Annotated in this window: 15 protein-coding genes; 4 read left to right on the top strand and 11 right to left on the bottom strand. The window is 43.3% G+C overall.

The genetic code is table 11. The features are described 5' to 3' along the window. Positions 1–69 precede the first annotated feature (69 nt). Positions 70–882 (top strand): tRNA pseudouridine synthase A, encoded by an 813-nt coding sequence (locus tag BLS28_RS18660; protein WP_091170893.1) that lies wholly within the window; start codon positions 70–72, stop codon positions 880–882. Positions 883–1,290: 408 nt separating this feature from the next. Beyond that, a complete protein-coding gene (locus tag BLS28_RS18655) occupies positions 1,291–2,589 on the top strand; it encodes a DEAD/DEAH box helicase (RefSeq protein ID WP_091170891.1) in 1,299 nt (432 codons plus the stop codon). 125 nt (positions 2,590–2,714) lie between these two features. On the opposite strand, the gene BLS28_RS18650 is transcribed toward BLS28_RS18655, so the two are convergent. Next, positions 2,715–2,927: a VF530 family protein gene (locus BLS28_RS18650; RefSeq protein WP_091170888.1), complete on the bottom strand. Its 213-nt coding sequence runs from the start codon at positions 2,925–2,927 to the stop codon at positions 2,715–2,717. Positions 2,928–3,100: 173 nt separating this feature from the next. Here BLS28_RS18650 and BLS28_RS18645 point away from each other — a divergent pair, with 173 nt between their 5' ends. Next, on the top strand, positions 3,101–7,405 hold the full coding sequence (locus BLS28_RS18645; RefSeq protein WP_091170885.1) for a hybrid sensor histidine kinase/response regulator: 4,305 nt from the start codon (positions 3,101–3,103) through the stop codon (positions 7,403–7,405). Positions 7,406–7,424: 19 nt separating this feature from the next. Here BLS28_RS18645 and BLS28_RS18640 read toward each other — a convergent pair whose 3' ends face one another. Beyond that, positions 7,425–7,913 (bottom strand): hypothetical protein, encoded by a 489-nt coding sequence (locus tag BLS28_RS18640; protein ID WP_091170883.1) that lies wholly within the window; start codon positions 7,911–7,913, stop codon positions 7,425–7,427. Between the two features lie 343 nt (positions 7,914–8,256). Here BLS28_RS18640 and BLS28_RS18635 point away from each other — a divergent pair, with 343 nt between their 5' ends. Next, entirely contained in the window at positions 8,257–9,756 is a 1,500-nt protein-coding gene (locus BLS28_RS18635) for a malate:quinone oxidoreductase (RefSeq protein WP_091170879.1), read from the top strand. Between the two features lie 7 nt (positions 9,757–9,763). On the opposite strand, the gene BLS28_RS18630 is transcribed toward BLS28_RS18635, so the two are convergent. From BLS28_RS18630 to BLS28_RS18590, 9 genes are all read right to left on the bottom strand, one after another. Then, on the bottom strand, positions 9,764–10,774 hold the full coding sequence (locus BLS28_RS18630) for an energy transducer TonB (protein WP_143020816.1): 1,011 nt from the start codon (positions 10,772–10,774) through the stop codon (positions 9,764–9,766). Between the two features lie 212 nt (positions 10,775–10,986). Then, complete coding sequence (locus BLS28_RS18625) at positions 10,987–12,075, bottom strand: efflux RND transporter periplasmic adaptor subunit (protein WP_091170874.1); 1,089 nt, start codon at positions 12,073–12,075, stop codon at positions 10,987–10,989. After that, a complete protein-coding gene (locus BLS28_RS18620) occupies positions 12,072–15,233 on the bottom strand; it encodes an efflux RND transporter permease subunit (protein WP_091170871.1) in 3,162 nt (1,053 codons plus the stop codon). The genes BLS28_RS18625 and BLS28_RS18620 overlap by 4 nt, the downstream gene beginning before the upstream one ends. After that, entirely contained in the window at positions 15,230–16,636 is a 1,407-nt protein-coding gene (locus tag BLS28_RS18615) for a TolC family protein (protein ID WP_091170869.1), read from the bottom strand. The genes BLS28_RS18620 and BLS28_RS18615 overlap by 4 nt, the downstream gene beginning before the upstream one ends. Before the next feature lie 78 nt (positions 16,637–16,714). Further along, positions 16,715–17,554, bottom strand: a complete 840-nt coding sequence (locus BLS28_RS18610) for a chromate resistance protein ChrB domain-containing protein (protein WP_091170866.1) — start codon at positions 17,552–17,554, stop codon at positions 16,715–16,717. A 109-nt stretch (positions 17,555–17,663) separates the two neighbouring features. Further along, on the bottom strand, positions 17,664–18,872 hold the full coding sequence (locus BLS28_RS18605; RefSeq protein WP_218134469.1) for a glycoside hydrolase family 88/105 protein: 1,209 nt from the start codon (positions 18,870–18,872) through the stop codon (positions 17,664–17,666). A 109-nt stretch (positions 18,873–18,981) separates the two neighbouring features. After that, a complete protein-coding gene (locus tag BLS28_RS18600) occupies positions 18,982–20,637 on the bottom strand; it encodes a glycoside hydrolase family 43 protein (protein ID WP_091170993.1) in 1,656 nt (551 codons plus the stop codon). Continuing rightward, positions 20,627–21,424, bottom strand: a complete 798-nt coding sequence (locus BLS28_RS18595) for a rhamnogalacturonan acetylesterase (RefSeq protein WP_256337482.1) — start codon at positions 21,422–21,424, stop codon at positions 20,627–20,629. The genes BLS28_RS18600 and BLS28_RS18595 overlap by 11 nt, the downstream gene beginning before the upstream one ends. Before the next feature lie 103 nt (positions 21,425–21,527). Further along, entirely contained in the window at positions 21,528–23,186 is a 1,659-nt protein-coding gene (locus tag BLS28_RS18590) for a RagB/SusD family nutrient uptake outer membrane protein (protein ID WP_091170862.1), read from the bottom strand. Positions 23,187–23,203 lie beyond the last annotated feature (17 nt).

The following is a 23,203-nucleotide window of genomic DNA, read 5'->3' as shown; positions in this document are numbered from 1 at the left end:
CCGGTGTTTAATTACATTGGGCTTTTGTTTTGTACACGATTTTTAAAATAATCTGCATTTTTGAAAACTATGCTTAAATCAACAAAGCGGCACTTTTTTCATATCGGTTATCATGGCGCAAGATATTCGGGCTGGCAAAAACTTTCTAAAGCAATTACAGTGCAGGAGGTAATTGAAACGGCCCTCTCTAAAATACTAAAACAACCTGTTGCCATTAACGGTTGCGGCCGTACAGATGCTAAGGTACATGCAAGTCAGTATTTTTTTCACGCAGATATTCCTGACAGTTTAGATTTCGACCTGTTATTTCGCCTTAACAAACTGCTGCCGGATGATATTGCTGTATTTGATATTATCCCGATGCAGGGCGATCCGCATGCCCGTTTTGATGGCGTGATCCGTACCTATGATTATTTCATCCATAATTATAAAGACCCATTTCTTAGTAATTTCAGTTCACTTTATCCGGATCAGGATCTTGATTTGGATGCAATGAAAAAGGCTGTTTCCATCCTGCCTCATTACACCGACTTCCGCGCCTTGTGCAAAACGCCCAACAGGATTGAGCACACTATTTGCCACGTAAAATCTACAGGGCTTTATATCGACGGCAATGGAAGCAAGCTCAGATTTAACATTACCGCCAATCGTTTTTTATATAAGATGATCAGGATCACTGTTGGTCGCCTGCTTGAAATTGGCAAAGGACAGATGAGCACAGATGAATTTGAGTTTTATATTGCCAACAAACAAACACCCAAAATCATTATTCCGGCACACCCCCAGGGCTTGTATCTTTCAAAAGTAACTTATCGTTACCTTGATCTTGAACCGCGGTCGGCATTTTCACTGCTCAACAGTACAGACTGGTACCCCCTATAACATTTATTTGCCATGACAAACGTATGTAAATGGGGGTTAACAGGGTTAACACTTTTTAAAAGTTACATTTTCAAATAACTTATATTCAGATACTTAAATAAAATCAAGGGTTACACTAAACTGATATTCTTGAGCTCTTAAACATGTCCGAATGTTTGTGCTGGTTATCGGCAAAAGCGGGTACAGATGAAACCAGTAACATTAACCGCGATCAGGCCATAAAACAAGTATCATTTGATGCTGATTGCTCACCAACATCATAACCTTATTTTGTTAGCAATCTTATAACAAGTCGTCGCCGCTAAATATTTAGATGCAGTTCCCCTGCCTTATCTGCTGATTTTTAAAAATATGACGCGTTAATTTGGTACTTTTGCACCCTCATTTTAACTTTTAATAAGTATCCTGATGGCGTGGTCTGATAAATTGAAGCTTAACAAACAATTATTGCGTTCGGTAAATGAAGCCGGTTTTGCAAACCCTAAAGAGCTTCAGCTTAAAACAATCAACCGCATAATTGGCGGGCAGGATATTATCGCCATAGGCCCCGAAGGCAGCGGGAAGACCACCACTTATGTATTAGGTGTATTAAACCGCTTTAACTATGCTCCCGAAGGTGTTCCGCGTGTATTGGTGCTTGTACCCGAAAAAGAACAGGTGTTTGCTGTTATAGAACAGTTTGACAGGCTTAACAAAAATAAATCTATCCGCATAGTTGGCCTGTACGTCACTCCTGGCTTTGAAAGCCAGATGGATGAGCTTGCCGACGGTGCCGACATTGTTGTAGCCACTCCCGACAGGGCGAGGGCCATCTATCTTAAACTGGCCTTAAATTTAAATAAGGTTGATTTGCTGGTGATAGATGATGCCGACCAGATTGTAAAAAAAGATTTGCAATTGCCGGTTGTTGAACTGGCTAACAGTATTGACAAGGGCCAACACCTGGTGTTTACCGAGGTGATGCACGCCAAACTCGAAAAAATGCTTGATCCGTTCATGAGGCAACCGGCTACAATTGAGGTTGATGAACTGGGCGAAACGGCTATTGAAACCCATGAGCAGCTTTTATATAACGTACCAAACTTTGGCACCAAGCTAAACCTGCTCAATTTATTCATGTACGATGAAGAACTGTTTACTAAAACCATTGTATTCGTAAACACCCAAACAACTGCTGAGAAGCTTTTTCAAAGCCTTAAAAGCCGTTTACGTACCGGTGTAGCATATTTAAACCCTAAGTTTTTCGACTCAAAGGGGTTCAAAACCATTCAAGAGTTTAAAGCCGAAGCGGGTGCAAGAATCCTGATCGTGACTAACGAAAATGACGAAAACCTTAACCTGAGCGGTATCCCCTTCCTGATCCATTTTGATTTGCCTACAGATAATGAACTGTTTATTAGCCGTGTGGCAAATCCTAATCCGGACGATAAGGAAGAAACGCTGGCCATGACCTTTGCTACTGATATCGAGTTGAGCCAGGTAAAAAAGATTGAGCAGATGATAGGGAATAAAATCCCAGTAGCCGAGCTGCCGGATGACCTGGTGACAGTAACCGAGTCGAAGCCTAAAAAAGCGGATGCTAAGGAAGATGTTAAACCCGCAGGTGTTGGTGAAGCTTTCCACGAAAAAAAAGCATCAAATGCTAAAACTTATAATTTAAGTGCCGGTACCAAGGCTAAAATGAATAAAAAGAAAAAACACGGGTAGTTATATCCCAATGTCATTCAAAACTTGTTTCGGCACCCCATAAGCCAGATAGCCAATTTGCTCAGCATGGTTGCTTAGCGAGTGAGGTGTTAAAACAAGTTAACATGACTTTCTTTTTATAAGTATCACACTATCTCCAAATACAACTCTTCTACCTTTTTCCTTGCCCAATCGGTTTTTCTCAAAAACTTGAGACTTGATTTTATACTTGGATCATCGTTAAAACAATTGATCCGGATCCGTGTGCCCAGTTCTTTCCAGCCAAAGTGAGCTACCAATTCATTAAGGATCATCTCAAGTGTTTTGCCATGTAACGGGTTATTGGGCTGTTGCTGCATATGGCAAAAGTAAATGTTTGTTTTGTTAAAATGGTATAACAAAATTTGTTACCATCTCGTTTAAATAGTAAATGATATTAGCTGATATTTAATAAACGGTAAATTTTATTAAATTTAATGCAGCCAATCATGCACGGTTAAACCACTTCTTCAATTTGCCCAGAAATATTTTAATGAATAGCTATAAGTGTTATCTTGTTTTATTGTTGCAAGCTATTTCGTTATGCGTGTTCTCGCAAAACCGTCCTATTCATTTTCAGCATATCGGCAGTCGCGAGGGGCTTTCTGAGTTAAACATCAATTGCATTATGCAGGACAGCCGCGGCTTTATATGGGTGGGCACGCGCGACGGTCTTAACCGTTATGACGGTAACAAATTCAAAGTTTTTAAAAACATCGTTAACGATACTAACAGTATCAGCAACAGCTTTGTTCAGGATGTAATTGAGGACAAAAACGGAAACCTGTGGATCTCGACCAGCGGTGGGGGGTTAAACATGTACGACCGAAAACTTGATCGTTTTATCCATTATCGCCATAACCGAAACAATACCAATTCAATTGCGAGCGATCTTTTAGTTAAGATAGCGCTCGATAAAAGCGGCAACCTGTGGGTCTCGAATCAAAAAGAAGGTCTTGATCAGTTTAATATCGCGAAAAAAAAGTTTACCCATTACCGGTATAATGCAGCCGATGCAACCGGTTTAAGTGATAACAATGTCCGTACAGTTTATGTAGACAGTCAAAATAAGGTATGGGTGGGTACAACCTACGGCGGACTAAATCTTTATAAGCCTCAAAGCGGTGATTTTACCCGCTTTGTTCATGATGAAAGCATCTCTTCTTCTATATCAGCCAACAAGGTCAATGCTATCTTGGAAGATAGCGATCATCGTTTATGGGTTGGGCTAAGTGATGGGGGCCTTAATTTGTTTAATCCGGCAACCCAAACTTTTACCCATTATAAGAATGATCCGCACGATAATAATTCCCTTTCGTACAACACGGTACAATGCATGGTAGAAGACAGTAATCATAACTTGTGGATAGGTACGGAAAACGGCGGGTTAAGTATTTTTAATTATGCCGAAGGAAAATTTAACAACCATTTTGAGGATGATGTAGATAACAGCAGCATTGCTAATAACTCGGTAGATGTAATCCTGAAAGATAAGAGCGGGAATATATGGATCGCTGCATTTGCATCAGGCCTTAACTTTTATAAAAAAACAAGCGAAAACTTCATACATTACAAGCACGGCGCCCAGCCAAATAGTCTGTCAAATAACTTTGTATTAAGTATTTACGAAGACAAAAATAACAACATATGGCAAGGCACAGATGGCGGCGGCCTCAATCTTTTCAACCCGGAGAAGGGTGAGTTTAAGGTTTATAAAAACAACAAAAACGACAATGCCAGTGTTTGCGGAAACTATGTTTTGGCTATACAGGAAGATGCGAAAAATAACCTATGGATTGGCACCTGGGGCGATGGGGTAAGTATGATGAACCCGCAAACCCGCAGGTTCAGGACATTTAAACATAATCCGGACGATAGTACAAGTATAGGCGGGAATAACATTTATGCCATCACTAAAACACTTGATGGAAAACTATGGTTTGGCACGCTTGGGACAGGGCTTGATTTATTTGACCCTAAAGCCAACAGGTTTATTCATTACCGTCACGATCCCGGCAACCCCAAAAGCATAAGCAGTGATAATATCAATTCGCTGCTTGGCGATTCGAAAGGTAACCTTTGGGTGGGCACTAATGATGGAGGCGTAAACCTGTATGATGCTGCAACTGATTCATTTAAACCGGTACAATACGAAAAACTGAACAGTGCGGTAGGCAACAACACCGCGCTCGACCTTTTTGAAGATCACCTGGGTAATATCTGGATCTGCACTTACGGCGGTATCTATCGCTTAAATCCTGCTACCGGTAAGGTTACAAATTTTAAAGCAAAGGATGGCCTTCCCAATGATTACGCGTACGCGGTTGAAGAAGATAACAGCGGTAATTTATGGATCAGTACCAATAAAGGCATTTCCAAATACAATCCTAAAACTAACCAATTCAGGAATTTTACCATTGAGGATGGTTTACAGGCCGACGAGTTTAAACCTCACTCGGCTGTAAAAAGTCATGATGGCACCATGTACTTTGGCGGGGTTAACGGGTTTAATATGTTTAATCCTGAAAATATCCATGAAAATATATATAACCCTCCACTGGTACTTACCGATTTTCAGATTTATAACAAATCTATCCGCGTAGCTCAAAACAGCGATGATCCTTCGCCCCTGAAAGAAGATATTTCCGAAACAAAATCAATAACCTTAACGCATGATCAATCGGTTATATCGTTTGAATATGTATCTATGGACTTTGCCCTAAGCAATAAGGGAACGTATGCTTATTTACTCGAAGGCTTTGATAAAACCTGGAATTATGTAGGCAATAAAAACACGGCCACGTATACCAATCTGCCGGCCGGAAATTATGTATTCAGGGTAAAAAGCCGCAGCGCCGATGGCAAATGGTCTATCCGGCAGGTAAGCCTGAATGTTACTGTGCTTCCGCCTTTCTGGCTTACCTGGTGGTTTATCAGTTTGCTGATCGTGCTGATTGTTACGGCCATTTATGCATTTTATCGCTATAAAGTAAATGCTATAGTGAAACAAAAAAACCTGCTTGAAAAGCAGGTTAGCGAACGTACCGCCGAGGTAATGCAACAATCGGAAGAGTTGAAAACACAATCCGAAAATCTGCAGACCTTAAATGCTGAACTCCAAAATCAGTCCGAAGAGTTACAGGCTTTGAACGAAGAACTGCTTTCCCAATCGGAAGAGCTGCAACTGCAAAAAGAACAGGAACGTGAGGCCCGGGAAGAAGCTGATAAAGCTAACCAGGCCAAAAGCATATTTTTAGCTACCATGAGCCATGAGATCAGAACGCCCATGAACGGTGTTATTGGCATGGCCTCACTCCTGGGCGAAACTGAACTGAATGCCGAGCAGCGCGATTATACGGATACCATTATTTCCTGCGGTGATAGTTTGGTAAATGTGATCAATGATATCCTTGATTTCTCCAAAATCGAATCAGGAAAGATGGAAATGGAGCAGGAAGATTTTGACCTGCGCCAGTGTATTGAAGAGGTAATGGATATCTTTTCGCAAAATGCAGCCAAACGCGAACTGGAGCTGGTTTACCAGATTGACCCCGCCCTGCCCCAGCAGGTAATTGGTGATAGTTTGAGATTAAAACAGGTGCTCACTAATTTAACTGGCAATGCACTTAAGTTTACCGAACGCGGCGAAGTATTTATTAAAGTGTTTTTATCCAAAAGTATTGGCGATAAGGAAATTGAAATCGGTTTTAGTGTAATGGATACCGGTATAGGGATCCCGGAGGATAAATTGACAACTTTGTTTAATGCGTTTTCGCAGGTTGATTCATCAACAACGCGAAAGTATGGAGGCACCGGCCTTGGTCTCGTGATCAGCCAGCGTCTGGTAAACTTAATGGGGGGCGAAATATGGGCTGAAAGTATTTATGGAGAAGGCTCTGTTTTTGTATTTACCATAAAAGCCACTATCAGCAACAAACAGTCGAAACATGTACCTATTGTTTTTAATGCCGAAGAGCTTGAGGGCAAAAAGGTGCTTATTATTGATGATAATAAAACAAACCGGTTTATCCTGCAAACGCAGCTCGAACAATGGGGAATCCAAACGGTGGCGGCGGCCTCGGGCAGGCAGGCGCTTGACATCCTTACTGCCAATAACGGATTTAACTTGGTTATAACCGATATGGAAATGCCTGAGATGGATGGCGTAGGATTGGCGCGGGAAATCAAAAGCAATTATGGAGAATTGCCGATAATTATGCTCAGTTCTATAGGCGATGGTTCAAAGAAAAAATATCCGGGCTTATTTTCAACTATTTTAACCAAACCTGTAAAACAATCGCAATTAGGTAAAAGCCTCCAGGCCGAGTTCCAGGGAAAAACACAGGCGCCGGCTCCTGAAGCAAAGCCGGACAAACTGCTTGATGTAAATTTTGCGAAAGATCACCCCCTCAGCATACTTGTGGCTGAAGATAACACGGTTAATCAAAAGCTGATTAGCCGCATGTTGGAGAAGCTGGGCTATAGTTTTGAACTGGCCCATAACGGGCACCAAACGCTCGATAAATTAAAGGCTAATCCAACCTTTGATGTAATTTTCATGGATGTACAAATGCCTGAGATGGATGGCTTTGAGGCAACCCGGCATATTCGTCAATATGCTTTTAAGCAGCCTTTTATCATCGCTATGACCGCTAATGCCGGCCCCGACGACCGGGATATGTGTATAAGTGAAGGCATGGACGATTATATTGCCAAGCCCATGAAAACCGAAGCATTGATCAATGTTTTAAAGGGCGCTTACAAAATGATGAAGAATGTAAAGGGCAAGTATGTTTAACTGTTGAAGGCAAAGCTAATTATTCTGATGCCACACCCCAGTAACAATTATGGCGGATTTTTTTAAGAATTGCGGGTGTTATGCTTGACACTTCATGCTGATATTTATTCTGGCTATTGAGCAGGTACATGGTACCGCTGGTATTGTTATAAATATATGTGCATAAGCGCGCGTCTTCACCATCTTCATCTTTCTTTACGTCAACTCTTATACCGTTGGTTTTGTTACTCGTGTCTGGTGTTAATGCCGGGGCCGACGCTTTTACCCAGTTAATGGTATAATTTATGTTTTGCGGCGAAACACCGTTGGTGTTTTCTTTGTAGCTTTTACTATCCTGAATAACTGTAAGCAAACATTTTACGCATGGATCGCCCACCGTTGCCTCTCCATATTTTTTGCGCGGATTATTGATCACGCTATTTTTTTTACCTGCAACGGTAACTATTGTTTTTGAAATATCATTTGATAAAGGCTTCGGTTTGTTTTGTTTGCAAGCAAATATGGTCATCGCCAAGGCGCAAAAACAAATACATGGTTTAAACAGAATCATGGTTTATAGATTAGCTCTTAACTTATATACATCATTTTAGCCGTTTTGTGTTATCGTGTTTTGATATACCAAATGCGGTATTAATCTATAAATGGAGTTTAAACAATTTAAACATAGATTTTATTGCATTTAATGGACAGGTAAAGGACAGTTTTTCTATAAAAATTTCTTAAAATTGCCTGATTTATTTTGCCGGGCCGGTTAATTAGCGGCAGGACTTAAACCATCATAACAATTTTAAAAAAACGAGGTTTACCTTGTTATAAATAACACTGCGGCATATGCAGGATATCATAATAAAATGACTAATAGCGGTACAGGTTCAAATTTAACAGTTGATGTGGTTTTAATTGGCGCAGGTATTATGAGCGCCACCCTTGGTGTAATGCTTAAAGAGCTGCAGCCCGATCTGACGATTGAAATTTTTGAACGCCTGGATGTTATCGCTGCCGAAAGTTCGGCCCCGATGAACAATGCAGGTACCGGTCACTCAGCATTTTGTGAATTAAACTACACCCCTCAGCTTCCCGATGGTACCGTTGAAATAAAAAAAGCTATTAAAATTGCCGAGCAGTTTGAAACCAGTAAAGAGTTTTGGGCTTATCTTATTGAACAGGGCCTTTTAAATAACCCGCAAAGTTTTATCCGTAAAGTGCCGCATATGAGCTTTGTTTGGGGTGAAGAAAATGTTGAATATCTAAAAAAACGTCAGCAGGCCCTTACCAAGCATCATTTTTTTAAAGGGATGGAATACTCGGAGGATAAAGCTCAGATAAAGAAATGGATCCCGCTGGTGATGGAAGGCCGCGACCCTGATGAAAAAGTATCGGCAACGTTTATGGATATCGGCACCGACGTAAACTTTGGCAGCCTTACCAGTGCGCTTATAGATGAGCTTAAACAAAAAGGAGGCGTAAACATAAGCCTTAATCATGATGTAAGAGATATTAAACGCAATGCCGACGGTACCTGGAAAATTACGGTAAAAGATAAAAACACTGGCAATAAAAGAAAACTGAATGCTAAATTTGTTTTTGTTGGTGCCGGTGGTGGTGCCTTGCCCTTGTTGCAAAAATCAGGAATTCCGGAAAGTAAGGGCTTTGGCGGCTTCCCGGTAAGCGGCCAGTGGCTGGTATGTAACAACCCCGATGTGGTAAAACAACATGAAGCCAAAGTTTATGGTAAGGCATCGGTTGGTTCGCCGCCAATGTCGGTTCCTCACCTGGATACCCGGATGATCGATGGTAAACGATCTTTACTTTTCGGTCCATATGCAGGTTTTTCAACCCGCTTCCTGAAGAAAGGATCTCTGCTTGATCTTTTTGGTTCTATTAAGTTAAACAATATACTTCCCCTGCTTGCTGTGGGACGCGATAACTGGCCTTTAACCAAATACCTCATATCTCAGGTTATGCAATCGCCTGCCGACAGGCTTAACGCACTTAAGGATTACATGCCAACGGCCAAAGCCGAAGACTGGGATCTGGATATAGCCGGCCAGCGTGTACAGGTTATTAAAAAGGACGCCAAACATACTGGTGTGCTGGAATTTGGCACAGAGGTGGTTACCTCTGCTGATGGCAGTATCTCAGCCTTGTTAGGCGCCTCACCGGGCGCATCTACTTCGGTACCTATTATGATCCAGCTTATCGAACGTTGTTTTAAAAACCACGTCAAAACAGAGGCCTGGCAGCAAAAATTCAGGCAAATGATCCCTTCATATGGCGTGTCATTGGCCAGTAACGAGGCTTTGAGCGATGAAACCAGGGCAAGGACGAGCAAAGTGTTGGGATTGGTTTAAAATTAACTTAGCGTTGTTCATAAGCCAATGAAAAACTTATTGGTACAGAATAAATTACATCAACAGTAATGCCATAACTGGTGGCGGGTTTCCAGGGCGGGGATAAACGCATCACCCGTAAAGCTTCTTGAGCCAGGATTAGGTTCCCTTGTATGGAGCGAATATCGTGTAAGATGCCCTGCCGATCAACGTTAAAGGTTAAGATTGCCCGCCCCTGTATATTATTATTACGTGCTTCAAGCGGGTATACTATACTTTTCGCAAGGAAGCTTCCGAATTTGTTTAGCCCTCCCATAAATTCAGGGGCAGTATATTCCTTATTAAAAGAATATTTATTACCGCTTTTCGCATAGCTGTTCCCTGCAATCAGGTTGCCGCTTTTATAAGTCGCCTCATAGCGTAAAGTATCGTTTAAGGTTCCATTCCAGGCATTGTCTTTTAAACCGTCTTTTATAGGACCAGTACCGATTGTGTTTTTAAAATCATCAGAATAAAGAATTATAGTACCGTTGCCGTTTTCGGCTAATACGCGTCCTGTTGAGTCAGCGCACTGGGCAACGATTAATGTATCCTTTTTGTAAATTCCGGACAAATAAATTTTGCCGTTGGGATAGTATTCGGTTATATCGCCGGAAAGCCTGCCTTTTTCATAATTGCAAATACGCTTCCTTTTACCATTAGGAAAATATTCAATACAGGCACCTTGTAATTGTGCCTCTATTAAACCTGTATTCGAAACACCTTGAAGTTTGGGTTTCCCATTTAAATAATAATCATTGACGGGGAAAAGTTGGTTATCGGTACTGGAATCTGGTGTGGTTACCATTCGGATAAAATCAGCACTATCTTTACTATTGGTTATTTTCGCTGACGGTGCCAGCCAGGGGGCAACAGTAAAATTCTTCATGTAAGCCATTATAGTGTCGCGTTGTGCGCTTACACGTTCAGTACAAAGGATAATTGCTATTAGCAATAAGGGAACTACTTTACGCATGGGTTCAGGTACAAATCTTATCAAAAAATCAGGTTAAGATAGCAATGAAATTGAAATTTTAAAACCGTTTTTTGATATGACTAAGGCAAGGCTTACGGATCGCCATTGCATATTGCGGCAAATGATCTATGGAAAAGCTCACCTGTGCCCTGATAGCACTGTTGCCTGTGTATCTGTCAATGTTTCGATTGGAACCCCGGAATTAATTTATAACCTCTGTGTGATACATTGATCAACTATTGCTTAACAGGAAGAGTTGCACCCTCTTTCATCTCCTCATTGGCTTGTTTAACCAGTTTATCGCCATCTTTCAGGTCACCAGTAATTTCTACTTTTTCTTTGCCTGTAAACCCTGTTTTTACATCTACCCATTTCGCTCTGCCATCCACGAGTTTCACGACAAACTTGCGTTCCTGCGTAGTTACAACAGCCTTGTAAGGTACCGTAAAGCCAGGATCAGGTCGATCAACGTTTAAGGTGATCTGGGCAAACATCCCGGGCTTAAGCTGTTTTTTTTGATTGGGGAAACTAAACTCCCATGTTTCGCTCCGGGTATCTGAGCTGATCGCTTCCGATTTTCGGGCAAGATTGGCTTTAAATACAACACCCGGCAAAGCAGAAACGGTAAACGAGGCCTGGTTATCTTCTATTTTAGTAGCATTATAAGCCTCCGGTACCGACACCTGGATCCTTAACAACGAGTTATCCTCTACAGTAAAAAGCAGGATTTTACCGGTATTATCCACATAATCGCCTTTAAAAATATTACGCGCGGTAACTACTCCGTTAAATGGTGACCGGATAACCAGGTAATCTTCTAATGCATGGTTAGCCCGGGTAGCAGCTTTAGAAGCTTCGTAAGCGGAGCTATCCGTTTTCATTTGGTTGCGGGCAATATCCAGCTCGTTATCTGATATGGCGCCGGGTGTTTTGGATGCTTTTAACAACCGCGAATAAACGCTTTTACTGGACAGGAACTTAGAATAAGCTCCCTGGCTGTTACTGCGGCTCTGCGCCTCGCCGGCTTTTAGTTCCGGCGCGTCCAGGATACAAAGCACCTGGCCTTTACTCACCTTGCTGCCAATGTCCACTTTTACATCTTTTACATAACCGGCTGTACGGGCATAGATATTGGCGCGGTCGTTTGGTATAATTTCCCCGGTGAGGCTGAGTTTATTGCTCACTTTACCGGCTTTAAGTTCAATCAGCTCTACAGGTTGTTTTGCCGGCGCCACCGTAGCTACCGGTGTCTTATTTTCATTGCTGCCGCAAGCTCCAAGTACCAGCGACAGGCCTAATCCTAAATATGTATGTAATGCTTTCATGCGTTTGGTTCTGTAATGGTAAAGTATTTGCTTTCCTTATCGTCGGGATCAAGTGAGATTAACTTAACCGGGCGATCGCCGGCTAAGGCATGATAGATCAGTGGTAAAATTAACAGGCTCAAGAGCAACCCGAATAATAACCCGCCTATTACCGCTATGCCTAAAGGCGCGGTCTGATCCCCGCCCTCACCTATTCCCGATGCCATCGGGACCATACCTGCGATCATTGCAAGGCCGGTCATCAGGATTGGCCGCGTCCTATCCCTGATCCCGATCAGAAATGAATTTTCCGTTCTTAGTTTACGATAGCTTTCTGCCTGTATGATAAACAGGATAGCATTGGCCACCGCCACGCCAATGGCCATAATACAACCCATGTAAGATTGAATGTTTAAGGTTTTGCCCGTTAGCCACAGCAATAAAAAACACCCGGTCAATACGCCTGGTATAATACCGATCACGATCAGCGAAATCCTGAATGATTGGAAATTAACAGCCAGCAACAGGAATATCACGACAATGGCCAGCAGGACACCTGTTTGCAGTTCATCAAATGTTTGCTGAAACACTTCTGCCTGGCCCTGCTGCTGGATCTTCATACCATCGGGCAACTTGCCTAAGCCCGCAATAATCTTATCAATGTCGCTGATGGCAGCGCCTAACGATTTGCCATGCAGGTTAGCTGTAAGCGTGATAAAACGCTTTTGGTTTAAACGGTCGTACTCCCCTTCTATCCTACCCATCTTCCAACTGGCCACATCCCGCATAAACACCTGTTTGCCGCCATTTGAACCCAACAGGATATTATCTACTTTACCAGGGTCGTTCATGACAAACTCCGGCACCTGAACCTGCACCTGGTAAGCAGTGGCATTAGCTTTATCCAGCCAGTAATTGGGCTGGGTAAACCTGCTGGAAGACGTGGCCGCGATCAGTGATTTACTTGCGTCATCTACCGTTAAGCCTAATTGTCCTAACCTAACCCGGTCAAACTCCAGTTTCATGGCGGGGTAACTTTGAGGTGCGCCATAGGTAATATCCCGCAGGTATGGCAATTTGTGTAGTTGATCCAGGATCCGCTGCGCAAAATCCCTGTCCTGTAATAAATTTTTACCCAATATCCTAATCTGTACAGGGGTATTGGTGCCCTGGCTCATCACCTGGTCTACCAGGTCCGACGGCTCAAAGGAAATTTGCATGCCGGGTATTTTCAGGGCCACTTCTTTTCTCAAAGTTTCCTTAAAATCTTCGAGATTTATGCCTGCATTCTCCACGAAATTGACTTTAAGAACTGCTTCCTGAGGGCCGCTTGTCCATAAGTGGATGGCATTAACAGGGTATGACGAACCCTGGTTGCCGATAAAGGCAGAAGTAATGGCTATTTTTTGCCCGCCCGATAAACTATCTATCAGGGCCAGCAATGCTTTGGTTTTAGTTTCAGTTCGCTCGAGACGGGTGCCATCGGCTAAACGAATCCTGACCTGGAATTGGCCTGCATCAACTTTAGGAAATAATTCTTTTCCTAAAACATTGAACAATAAAACCGCGGCAACCACAGATACCAACAGGTATACCGTAACAATCAATGTAGATGCGGTGGCGGCTTTTTTCAGCCATTTGCCATGCCGGTCTTTAAATTTACTCGTCTTTTCACCCTCTTTCGCCTTTTCGCTCAAATGATCCTTAAAAAGCCAGTTGGCCATGACCGGGACAAAGGATTGTGAAAGCAGGAATGACGCGATCATGGCCAGACCTACCGCTAAGGATAAAGGCAAAAACATCGCTTTGGGAATACCGGACATAAAAAATGCCGGAAAAAATATCGCAAGGATACATAGCAATATTAACAGCTTGGGTAATGCTATCTCTTTAGAAGCTTCTAGTATCGCCCGGCCTTTGGGTTCGCCTTTTTCCTGGTGATGATGGATGTTTTCTATAGTAACGGTAGCTTCATCTACCAAAATACCAACGGCCAGCGCCAGGCCGCCTAAAGTCATGACATTGATGGATTGCCCGAATAATTTCAAACAAATAATTGCTGATAACAAAGCCAGCGGAATAGTAAGTACCACAATGAGCGATCCCCTCCAATCGCGCAGAAATAACAGTACCATGAGGCCAGTGAGTACGGCACCTAATATCCCTTCTGTAGTTAAACTCTTTATCGAATTGATGACATAGCCCGACTGGTCAAACTCGTAGCTCACTTTGATATCCGGCGGTATGGCAGCCTGCATATCCGGCAATGCCGCTTTAACCCGTTGAACCACATCCCAGGTAGAAGCATCGGCCCTTTTGGTTACAGGAATATATACTGAGCGTTTGTCGTTAATGAGCGCATAACCTGATGTAATATCCGCCCCATTATCTACCGCGGCCACATCATGTACAAAAACAGTCGGGCCGCTGCCAGTTTTAATGGGAATATTAGCCAGGTCCTGGATATTTTCCACAACCGTATTTTGCGGCGTGATCAACGTTTGGTCGCCTACACGAATATTACCCGAGGGGGTGATGACATTCCCCTTGGCAATGGCGGTTACCAGATCCTGGGGTGTAACGTTATAACTGCGTAATTTATCAGGATCCGCTTTAATGAGTACGGTTCTCTGGTTACCCCCAAACGGCGGCGGAGCGGAAACACCCGGCAGGGTTGAGAACATGGGCCTTACCTTAAACAAGGCCAGGTCCTGCACTTCAGACAGGGAGCGCGTTGAGCTGAATACCAGTTGCCCTACCGGTACACTGCCGCCGTCAAAACGGGTAACAAAGGGAGATATAGTACCCGGTGGCATAAATGCCCTGGCCCGGTTCACCATCGCCACAACTTCACCGGTGGCCTGGCCCATATCAGTACCCTCATGAAAGTTCAGCTTTAGCAGGGTTACGCCTTGTATTGTCTTGCTTTCAACCGATTTGATGCCGGTAACATACAGAAAGTGGTATTCATAATAAGAAGTGATATAACCTTCCAATTGCTCGGCAGACAAGCCGCCATAGGTTTGTGCTACATAGATGGTTGGGGTGCCCAGTTTTGGAAAAATATCTACGGGCATATTGCGAATAGAAATTACGGAAAAGAAAATGATGGCGATAACCGCGACAATGATCGTTACCGGTTTTCTTAATGAACCATATAAAAGCTGGATGATATTCATTTTCCGTATTGATTTAAAAAGATATCTATATTGCCCTGGTAAGCAGCCTTAGTTAATAAAGATTTCCAGGCTCCCCAATAAGCGATCTTAACCGAGGCTTCCGATTGGTAGAGCAATTGCAGGGATTGGATCACATCATAATAACTGATGAGCCCCGACTGATAGCGGGAGTGTATTGCCTGGTAGGCGTACTGCGCCGCTTTCAATGCTTCCGGGGCCAGGCGGGCAGATTGTATGGCCTTAGTTAAAGCGGAATCTGCGATTTCCCGCTCAGTATTCAAATGAAGTTCGGTTTGTTTAAGCTGCTCCCGGCTGGTCTCAATATTCAGTTGCTGCTGTTTGAATAAGGGTTTCTGTCGAAATACTTCCATGATAGGAAAAGAAAGCTGTGCGCCGATACCATAATTATACCGCTCAAAACGCCATCCATCACCATTATTAACCGCCCCATCGGCGGCTACGCCTGATCCGCGGCCATAACCCACGCTCCAGATAGTTAGTTTAGGCAAAAGGCTTCTTTTGTAGGTTTTAAGGGTTAACTCATTGGTCAGTACATTGGTTTTTTGCAAGCTAAGCTCGGGATGTTCAGTATCATCAGCATTGAGTGGAACAACAGGCAGGCTCTTAAACATCGCAGAATCTGCCACCGGGGTACCGGGTAAGTTACCACCGGTAAGTTCTTTTAAAACGATCAGGCATGAATCCCTTCGGCGTTCAAAAGCTATGAGTTGGATCTGTGCTTTAGCCAGTTCGGCGTGAAAAGTAGATGAATCCGTTCCGGGCCTTAACCCGCTTGATACAACAGCCTGCGATTGTTTCAGGTGATAAGCATCCCTGCTGATATTACTTTGATAAACTTTAACCAGGTCGGCCGTAAGCAGGTAATTGAGCCAGGCATTAATCACAAATATCTTATGCTGAAAAATGGTAAGCGTTTCGTCGGCTTGCCCGTTTTTGAGTTTCCCCCTGGCCAATTCAACGGTTGCTCCACGCTGCCCAAAGGTAAAAGGCTCCCATTGCAGGTTCAGAGCTGCGGCACTTCCTGGCGTGCCTTTATAATCATTTGATTTGCTTGGCGGGCCGCTGATAGGTGTAATGTATTGCGGGTAAATCATACCCGTAATATTGTTGTAAGTAGCGTAATCTACCTGGTAAGATGCATTTATAGAAGGAATGATGCCGTTTTGCTGTAATTTAACGGCATATTGCAATCCCTGGGTCTGCAAACGTTTGGCTTTAATCAGCGGATAATTACGGGCCGCCGTGCTGAGCAGGGAATCAAGGTAAATGCTGCCGGATTGCTGTGCATGAAGCTGCAGACAAAATAACCCGATGGCCAGCATCAACAGTATAATTTTTGAGGTTTTAGCCTGATAAAATTTCGAATAGGTTTTTGAATACACTATATATAAATTTATGGTTGCAACGCTATAAACAATCTACTGGAAAAGCTTGAATAAAATTTACCATTTGGACAGATTTTACTTTTTGGCCAGGCTTTTTTTATACTCCGAAGGGCTTTGCCCCGTATGCTGTTTAAAAATCCTCGAAAAATGGCCCTGATCAGAAAAGCCGGTCAGGTAAGCAATCTCCGTGAAGCTGTGGGTGGTGGTCCCCATAAGGTTAATGGCTTTTTCAATCCGCATTTTCCGGATATAATCGCCAAAACTCATATTCTCAAAATATTTGGAAAACTCCCTGGATAAATAAGCAGGGTTGATTTCCAGCTCTTCAGACGCCTGTTGCAGGCTCAGGCTCATATTGGTATCGATTTGATCCTGGATCATCTCTTTAAGTTCCTTTGTCCAGGACGGCGGTTTTTTATCTCCTTTAGTCTTGAGGTACTGGTGGTAAACCTCTATAAGCCTCTGTTCAACAGGTCCATCTGTATGCTTTTGTTTATGGAGGTATTTGGCCCAGTTGTATAGTCCATCGTAGATCACCATGCCTAATGCCAGGAGTTGCTGATCATCGGCAATATCATGTCTTAACCCCGAAAATACCGCTTCCAACCCGGCTGATTGCGGTGCAAAATCGTGACGGTCGGTATCCGCGCCCCTGATTATCGAGGCAAGCCGGTTTAAAGCTGCATCTTTTAACTGGTGTTTTTTAAGGAAATAATCAAAGGTGCATTGATCTTCGTAGTGGGTATACTCTACATTGGGAATATCAAAAGGGATAGCATCCAGCTCTGATGCCCTCACCAGCACTTCCTCGTACGGAACGTAGATAATTTCACCTTCAGGATCAATGAAGCGTTTGATGAGCCACGGGCAGGCAATACGGTCAATTTTAGGACGGGCACGCGTGATCCATTTCATAGCGGATCAAAGTTAAAAATCTAAAGCATATTAGTGGCGACCCCATTCCTATAATCGGCAATGGAATTAGTGATAATTATGATACATAAGATTTTTTAGACTACCAGAATTATTGTTTTATCATTCCGCTATACACATCGGGCAGGCGCTCTACCTCAACGCTGGCTAATATAAATGCGCCGACACCTTTAGCATCGTTAGTTATTACCATTTCGCTTAAATAATACTCGTAACTCCCATCCCGGTATGGTTTCCCTCCAAGCCCCGATACACTCACGGTGCCGTTAAGATTTAACTGTCCATTTGCATCTGTTTCAATAAACTTTTTGATAATTCCGTTATAGCCTTTTTGAATGGCGGGTAAATAGGTTGGTTGTAAGTATCCCTGCCTCACCGCTTTTGCCATGGTGTATACAAACATGCATGATGCTGATGCTTCCGGATAATTCCCTTTGGCGTAACCTTTGTCAAGTACCTGGTACCACAAGCCAGAATTTTCATCCTGATATTTAACAATTGCCGCGGCAAACCGGTTAAGTATTGCCAGTAACTCCACGCGTTTGGGATGCTGCGCCGGAAAATAATCAAGCACATCAACCAATGCCATCCCATACCAACCCATTGCCCGGCCCCAAAAATTAGGCGACTGGCCGGTTTTCGGGTTAGTCCAACGTTCTTTTTTACTTTGGTCCCAGCCATGATACAACAGCCCGGTTTTTGTGTCGCGGGCCTTTTCTTCCATCAGGATAAATTGCCTGGCTATATCATTAAATGCCGTATCTTCATGAAAAGCGGCAGCATATTCAGCATAAAAAGGCTCGCCCATATATAAACCGTCCAGCCACATCTGGTTTGGATAACGGTTTTTATGCCAAAAGCCTCCTTCAGGTACACGCGGTTGTTTCCGCAGTTGCTCACGCAGCAACGTTGCCGCTTTATAGTATTTTTGGGCACCCAGCACTTTATATAACGTCAACAAATTACGGCCGCACAATACGTTATCTATATTATAATCAGCTTGCCGATAGGTGCGGATATTGCCGTCGGGCGTAACATATCTGTCCATACATCGCTGTATATAGGTGAAGTATCTTTTGTCGCCTGTTTGTTGCCACACGCCCTCTATGCCTTTCAAAATCACGCCCTGGTCATAAGTCCACTTGTCGCCGGTTGTCAGGCTGTCTTTCCAGATAGTCATAACCGTTTGTGTCATGCGCTGCGAATAAGGCTGCTTGTTTTGAGCCTGTAACATCAATGAACACTGTGCAAGGATGGCAATAATAAGCAGACACCTTTTTATAAGCTGATTACTTCTCATACGAATTCATTTTGGTGATGATAAACTAACCGGATCATCTTCGTTTATTTTTATTTATTGCTGATTAACAAATCATGGATACCGGTTCCAATATAACCCACACAACGTGTTAATTATTAGGCGTTACCCTAAACCAGTCTACATCAGCATAACCCGAATCATTGATCTGGCTTGTACGCGTACAAAACAAGCCAATCTTGGCCCCAATCCAACGGCCTGCCTCGGCCGTAAATTGCCTGCCGGTATTTTTATAATCTATTCCATCGGTGCTGTAGCTGAAGTTACATACAGCGTTCTTCGTTACTTTAACACGCAGGTAAACAGTTGGTGACGATAGCTTCGTAATCACTTCCTCCAGCTCCTTTTTGCCCTTATCTGCTTCTGTACAAGTAGTAAATACCAGGTATATGCCATCCTTTCTACTTTGCATGGCTATATTAGCGTAGCTGAAACCCATAATGGTAAGTCCCGTTTTTTCACCCTCCAGCTTTAAGTTAGGCGTAAAGGTGATCTTGGCGGTAGCCATAAATTCATCAGCCGGAAACTTTTGTAATAGCACATTTGGCGTAAACCACAGGTTAGCGGCATCATTTGGGGGTTGATAACTATAAAGCCTCAAAGCGCCTTTATTGGTGTTCATAAACATCCATACGGACTTCGCGTTAGCCATCCATTGCCATTGTAAGCCCGGAGATATGGTATTAAATTCGTCACTTTCCTGCGGAGTGCTCACCGGAAAGATTTTACCAACATTGGGCTTTTTATACGTTAATACCGGTTCGCCTTTGCCATCACCATCCTTATCCACACCAATAACAGGCCAGTTATCCCTCCAGATCATTGGTTGTAAATGCACTACGCGCCCATAAACGCCCTTATCCTGAAAATGCAGAAACCAGTCTTCTCCGGTTGGTGTATCCACCCATGCACCCTGATGCGGGCCATTGATGCTACTTTTCCCCTGATCCATTACTACCCGCCGCTCATATGGCCCATAGATATTTTTTGAACGCAGCGCCAGTTGCCAGCCTGTAGGAACGCCCCCAGCCGGAGCAAAAATGTAGTAAAACCCGTTACGCTTATAAAACTTCGGGCCTTCTATGGTAGGGTCCATTTCATGCCCGTCATAAACAATCACGCCATCGTCAACTACCCTGGTTCCGTCATTATTTAATTTGTTTACAGCGATTACGCTTTTTATACCTGCCCGGCTGCCTGCAAAGCCGTGCACAAGGTACATGCTGCCGTCGCTATCTAGCAGCGGGCAGGGATCTATTATACCTTTGCCTTCCATTACCATAACGGGTTTGCTCCAGGGACCGGCAGGGTTTTTAGCTTTTACCACGTAAATGCCAAAATCAGGGTCAGGATAATAAATATAAAATTCGTTATGGTTATAGCGGATGGCGGGGGCCCAAACCCCATCGCCGTGCCGCGGTACGTCAAAATGATCAAAGGGTGGCTGCTTCAATAACGCGTAACCTAAGATGCTCCAGTTAACCAGATCTTTTGAATGCAAAACAGGCAAACCTGGAATTGCTTCAAAGCTTGAAGATACAAGATAGAAATCATCGCCAACGCGAATAGCGTCAGGATCGGAATAATCGGCATTTATCACCGGATTTTTATAGGTGCCATTACCCTGATCTGCCACCCATACTTTAGAGATATAACTGGCACCAGTTACGGATAGTCCTTTTTTTTGTTGCGCAAGAACCTGTCCGTTTATAATTAATAGCGTAACGAACAGTAATTTATTTTTCATATAAAGGTTTAACATTTGAATGCGCGATATGCGGGGTAAGTCCAAGCTTTAACGACCGGATGCCTGCTAAAACTATTTCGGCCATTTTCAGGGCTCCCAACTCATTAAAGTGCGTATCATCAGCCCGGCCTTCCGGATAATTAATACTTTCTCCCGGAGTAAGGTAATTAAACAACTTTTTTGATCCCTCGGGCCCGAGTTTTTGCAATAAAGCCTGGCTTTCCCTGTCCAGGTCAATCAGCGGGACCTTTTGTTCTGCTGCCAGTTTACGCACTATGGCCGAATACACTTCATGTGTGCCAACTAGGGTTCCTGTTGTATCAAACTTTCTTCGCGCTGCTGGTGTCAGCAATACCGGGTTTGCTTTTTTTTCCCTGGTTTCGCGGACGAACCTTGCTAAGTTATCCCGGAACCCCTGCTCATTGATATAGCTCTTTTTAGTGGGTACCTCATCATTATGGCCAAATTGTATAAATACATAATCGCCTTCCTTTAAACTGCCGATAATAGAACTCCATAAGCCTTCACTAATAAACGTTTTAGTGCTTCGGCCATTCTGCGCACGGTTGTCAACAACTACCGTACTATCAAAAAAAGCGCTGAAAGGCATTCCCCAGCCTGTCTCGGGAAATGCCTTTGGCTGCTTATTGGCCATTGTTGAATCACCCGCTAGGTATACGGTGGTATGGCCGGGAGTAATCAGAAAAGACATCAACAACACCGCGCTCATTAAAAGGCAGATAAATGATAAGCCTTTAATTTTAATATTACCGCTCCTGTACATCATATATTGTTTTTAGAAAATTTTTTTTCTCCGGTTGCATACTTATAGCAAACTCAAAAATTATAAAAAGGGATCATTTATCAGATCCCTTTTATACCGTTTCAAATTAATTATAGCCCGGGTTTTGTTTAAATACATCTTTATTGGTTACGGCATCAATTTGTCCCTGAGGTATGGGTCGTACCAATTCATATGGCTTGAAATTGGCTGCGGCGTCCGGGTTCATAGCCTGGATCCGGCTTGCCAATTTACCCGTCCGCTTCAAATCAAACCAGCGTAACTGTTCGCCGCCCAACTCACGTGCTCTTTCGTCCAAAATAAAATCGAGCGTAACCTGTGCAGGAGTGATCTGCATTTCTGCTATATGACCAGGTTTTGCTGCCCTTGTCCTGAGTACGTTAATATAAGTTGCCGCGGTTCCCGGGTCACCGAGGTTTAATTTTGCTTCGGCAGCAATCAGGTACATCTCGGCCAGCCTGATCACAAAGACATCACGGGCACTTTGGGCCTCAGCTACACTTGCACGTGTTGAATCTTTAAATTTCGATAAAGAAACATAAAACTTACGCTGAATAGGTACCCCATTTGATTTATATACCTTGGACAGGTCATAAGTAACGTATTTACTGCTCTGCGATGCTGCAGGTATAGTTGCATTAGGGGTATAACAAACCGTATCGCCAACTTTAACAGCATTACCATTATAAGTACCTGCTTTGTTAGCATACCAAACACTCTGAAAAGAGCCGGCATAGCGTGAATCATTTTGTTGATCAAACATGTTTAGATAAGCCAAAGTGGGCATATATCTGTTAAACGGCCTTCCGTTTGGAATATCACGGACGAGCAGGCTTGAATTTACCTGGTCATAAACCATCAGGTATAGTAAGTGCCCGTTGTTTGAACCGCGATAGTGCCCGTTTGGATATGTTGCCGAGGTAAGATCGTTATTGGCCAGGTTGGTTGAATAATCAATGGCCCAAATCACTTCCTTATTTTTCAGGTTCCCCATATTCCACAGATCAGCATATTTAGGCTGCAATACATAGCTATAGTTTTTAATCACATCATCGGCCATGTTAAATGCGTCGGCATTCATACCCCGGGTTAAGTACATCCGTGCTAAAAAGGCTTTAGCTACCGGCACTGTTGCCCGTCCGTAATCGGTGGTGGTTGGAGTCAGGTTAGCTACTGCAAATGTAAGATCTTCAAATATCTGCTTGTAAAAAGTCTCTACCGGTGTTTTATTAGCTTCTGTATTGGCGCCTGCAGTTGGTTTGGTGGTAAAGTTTACACCACCCCAGGTTTCAACAATATGCCAGTAATAAAATGCTCTTAAAAAACGCAGCTCGGCTTCGCGGTTCAATTTTTGGGCTGCCGTATAATCTGTAACGGCAGCAATCTGGGCTATACCCGTATTACATAAATTTACACCGGCATACAAGTTGTTCCACAATAAAGGCAGCGGGTCTGCAGTGCCTTGTAAATTAATATATTGAGTAAACATTGGGTATGGGTCGCCGGTACCGCTCGTCCAGATATCCGTTCCCATTTCAGAGGCCAGGTACCCTTCTTCCTTTCCATACCAAAACCGGGTATAGGTATAGGCCGCATTAACCAATGTTTCAAAACCTACCGCTTTGGTATAAACTGTTGTAGCGGTTAAATTGCTGGGGTTATATTCTTCGAGCTTTTTGCTGCAGGCACTAAATAAAGTGGCAATGGCTATAAGCAGCAGCGCCCAACTTTTTAGTAAATTTTTCATAATATGTTTTTTAGATA

It is taken from the genome of Mucilaginibacter gossypii, assembly GCF_900100945.1.
Lineage (GTDB): Bacteria > Bacteroidota > Bacteroidia > Sphingobacteriales > Sphingobacteriaceae > Mucilaginibacter > Mucilaginibacter gossypii.
This window is presented reverse-complemented; position numbering and strand designations above follow the sequence as displayed.

What these genes read in the sequence shown, in the direction of transcription:
- BLS28_RS18605 (WP_218134469.1), bottom strand. Translation starts at nt 18,872, where the DNA reads ATGAGAAGTAATCAGCTTATAAAAAGGTGTCTGCTTATTATTGCCATC.
- BLS28_RS18635 (WP_091170879.1), top strand. Translation starts at nt 8,257, where the DNA reads ATGACTAATAGCGGTACAGGTTCAAATTTAACAGTTGATGTGGTTTTA.
- BLS28_RS18655 (WP_091170891.1), top strand. Translation starts at nt 1,291, where the DNA reads ATGGCGTGGTCTGATAAATTGAAGCTTAACAAACAATTATTGCGTTCG.
- BLS28_RS18645 (WP_091170885.1), top strand. Translation starts at nt 3,101, where the DNA reads ATGAATAGCTATAAGTGTTATCTTGTTTTATTGTTGCAAGCTATTTCG.
- BLS28_RS18595 (WP_256337482.1), bottom strand. Translation starts at nt 21,424, where the DNA reads ATGATGTACAGGAGCGGTAATATTAAAATTAAAGGCTTATCATTTATC.
- BLS28_RS18610 (WP_091170866.1), bottom strand. Translation starts at nt 17,554, where the DNA reads ATGAAATGGATCACGCGTGCCCGTCCTAAAATTGACCGTATTGCCTGC.
- BLS28_RS18625 (WP_091170874.1), bottom strand. Translation starts at nt 12,075, where the DNA reads ATGAAAGCATTACATACATATTTAGGATTAGGCCTGTCGCTGGTACTT.
- BLS28_RS18640 (WP_091170883.1), bottom strand. Translation starts at nt 7,913, where the DNA reads ATGACCATATTTGCTTGCAAACAAAACAAACCGAAGCCTTTATCAAAT.
- BLS28_RS18600 (WP_091170993.1), bottom strand. Translation starts at nt 20,637, where the DNA reads ATGAAAAATAAATTACTGTTCGTTACGCTATTAATTATAAACGGACAG.
- BLS28_RS18620 (WP_091170871.1), bottom strand. Translation starts at nt 15,233, where the DNA reads ATGAATATCATCCAGCTTTTATATGGTTCATTAAGAAAACCGGTAACG.
- BLS28_RS18660 (WP_091170893.1), top strand. Translation starts at nt 70, where the DNA reads ATGCTTAAATCAACAAAGCGGCACTTTTTTCATATCGGTTATCATGGC.
- BLS28_RS18650 (WP_091170888.1), bottom strand. Translation starts at nt 2,927, where the DNA reads ATGCAGCAACAGCCCAATAACCCGTTACATGGCAAAACACTTGAGATG.
- BLS28_RS18590 (WP_091170862.1), bottom strand. Translation starts at nt 23,186, where the DNA reads ATGAAAAATTTACTAAAAAGTTGGGCGCTGCTGCTTATAGCCATTGCC.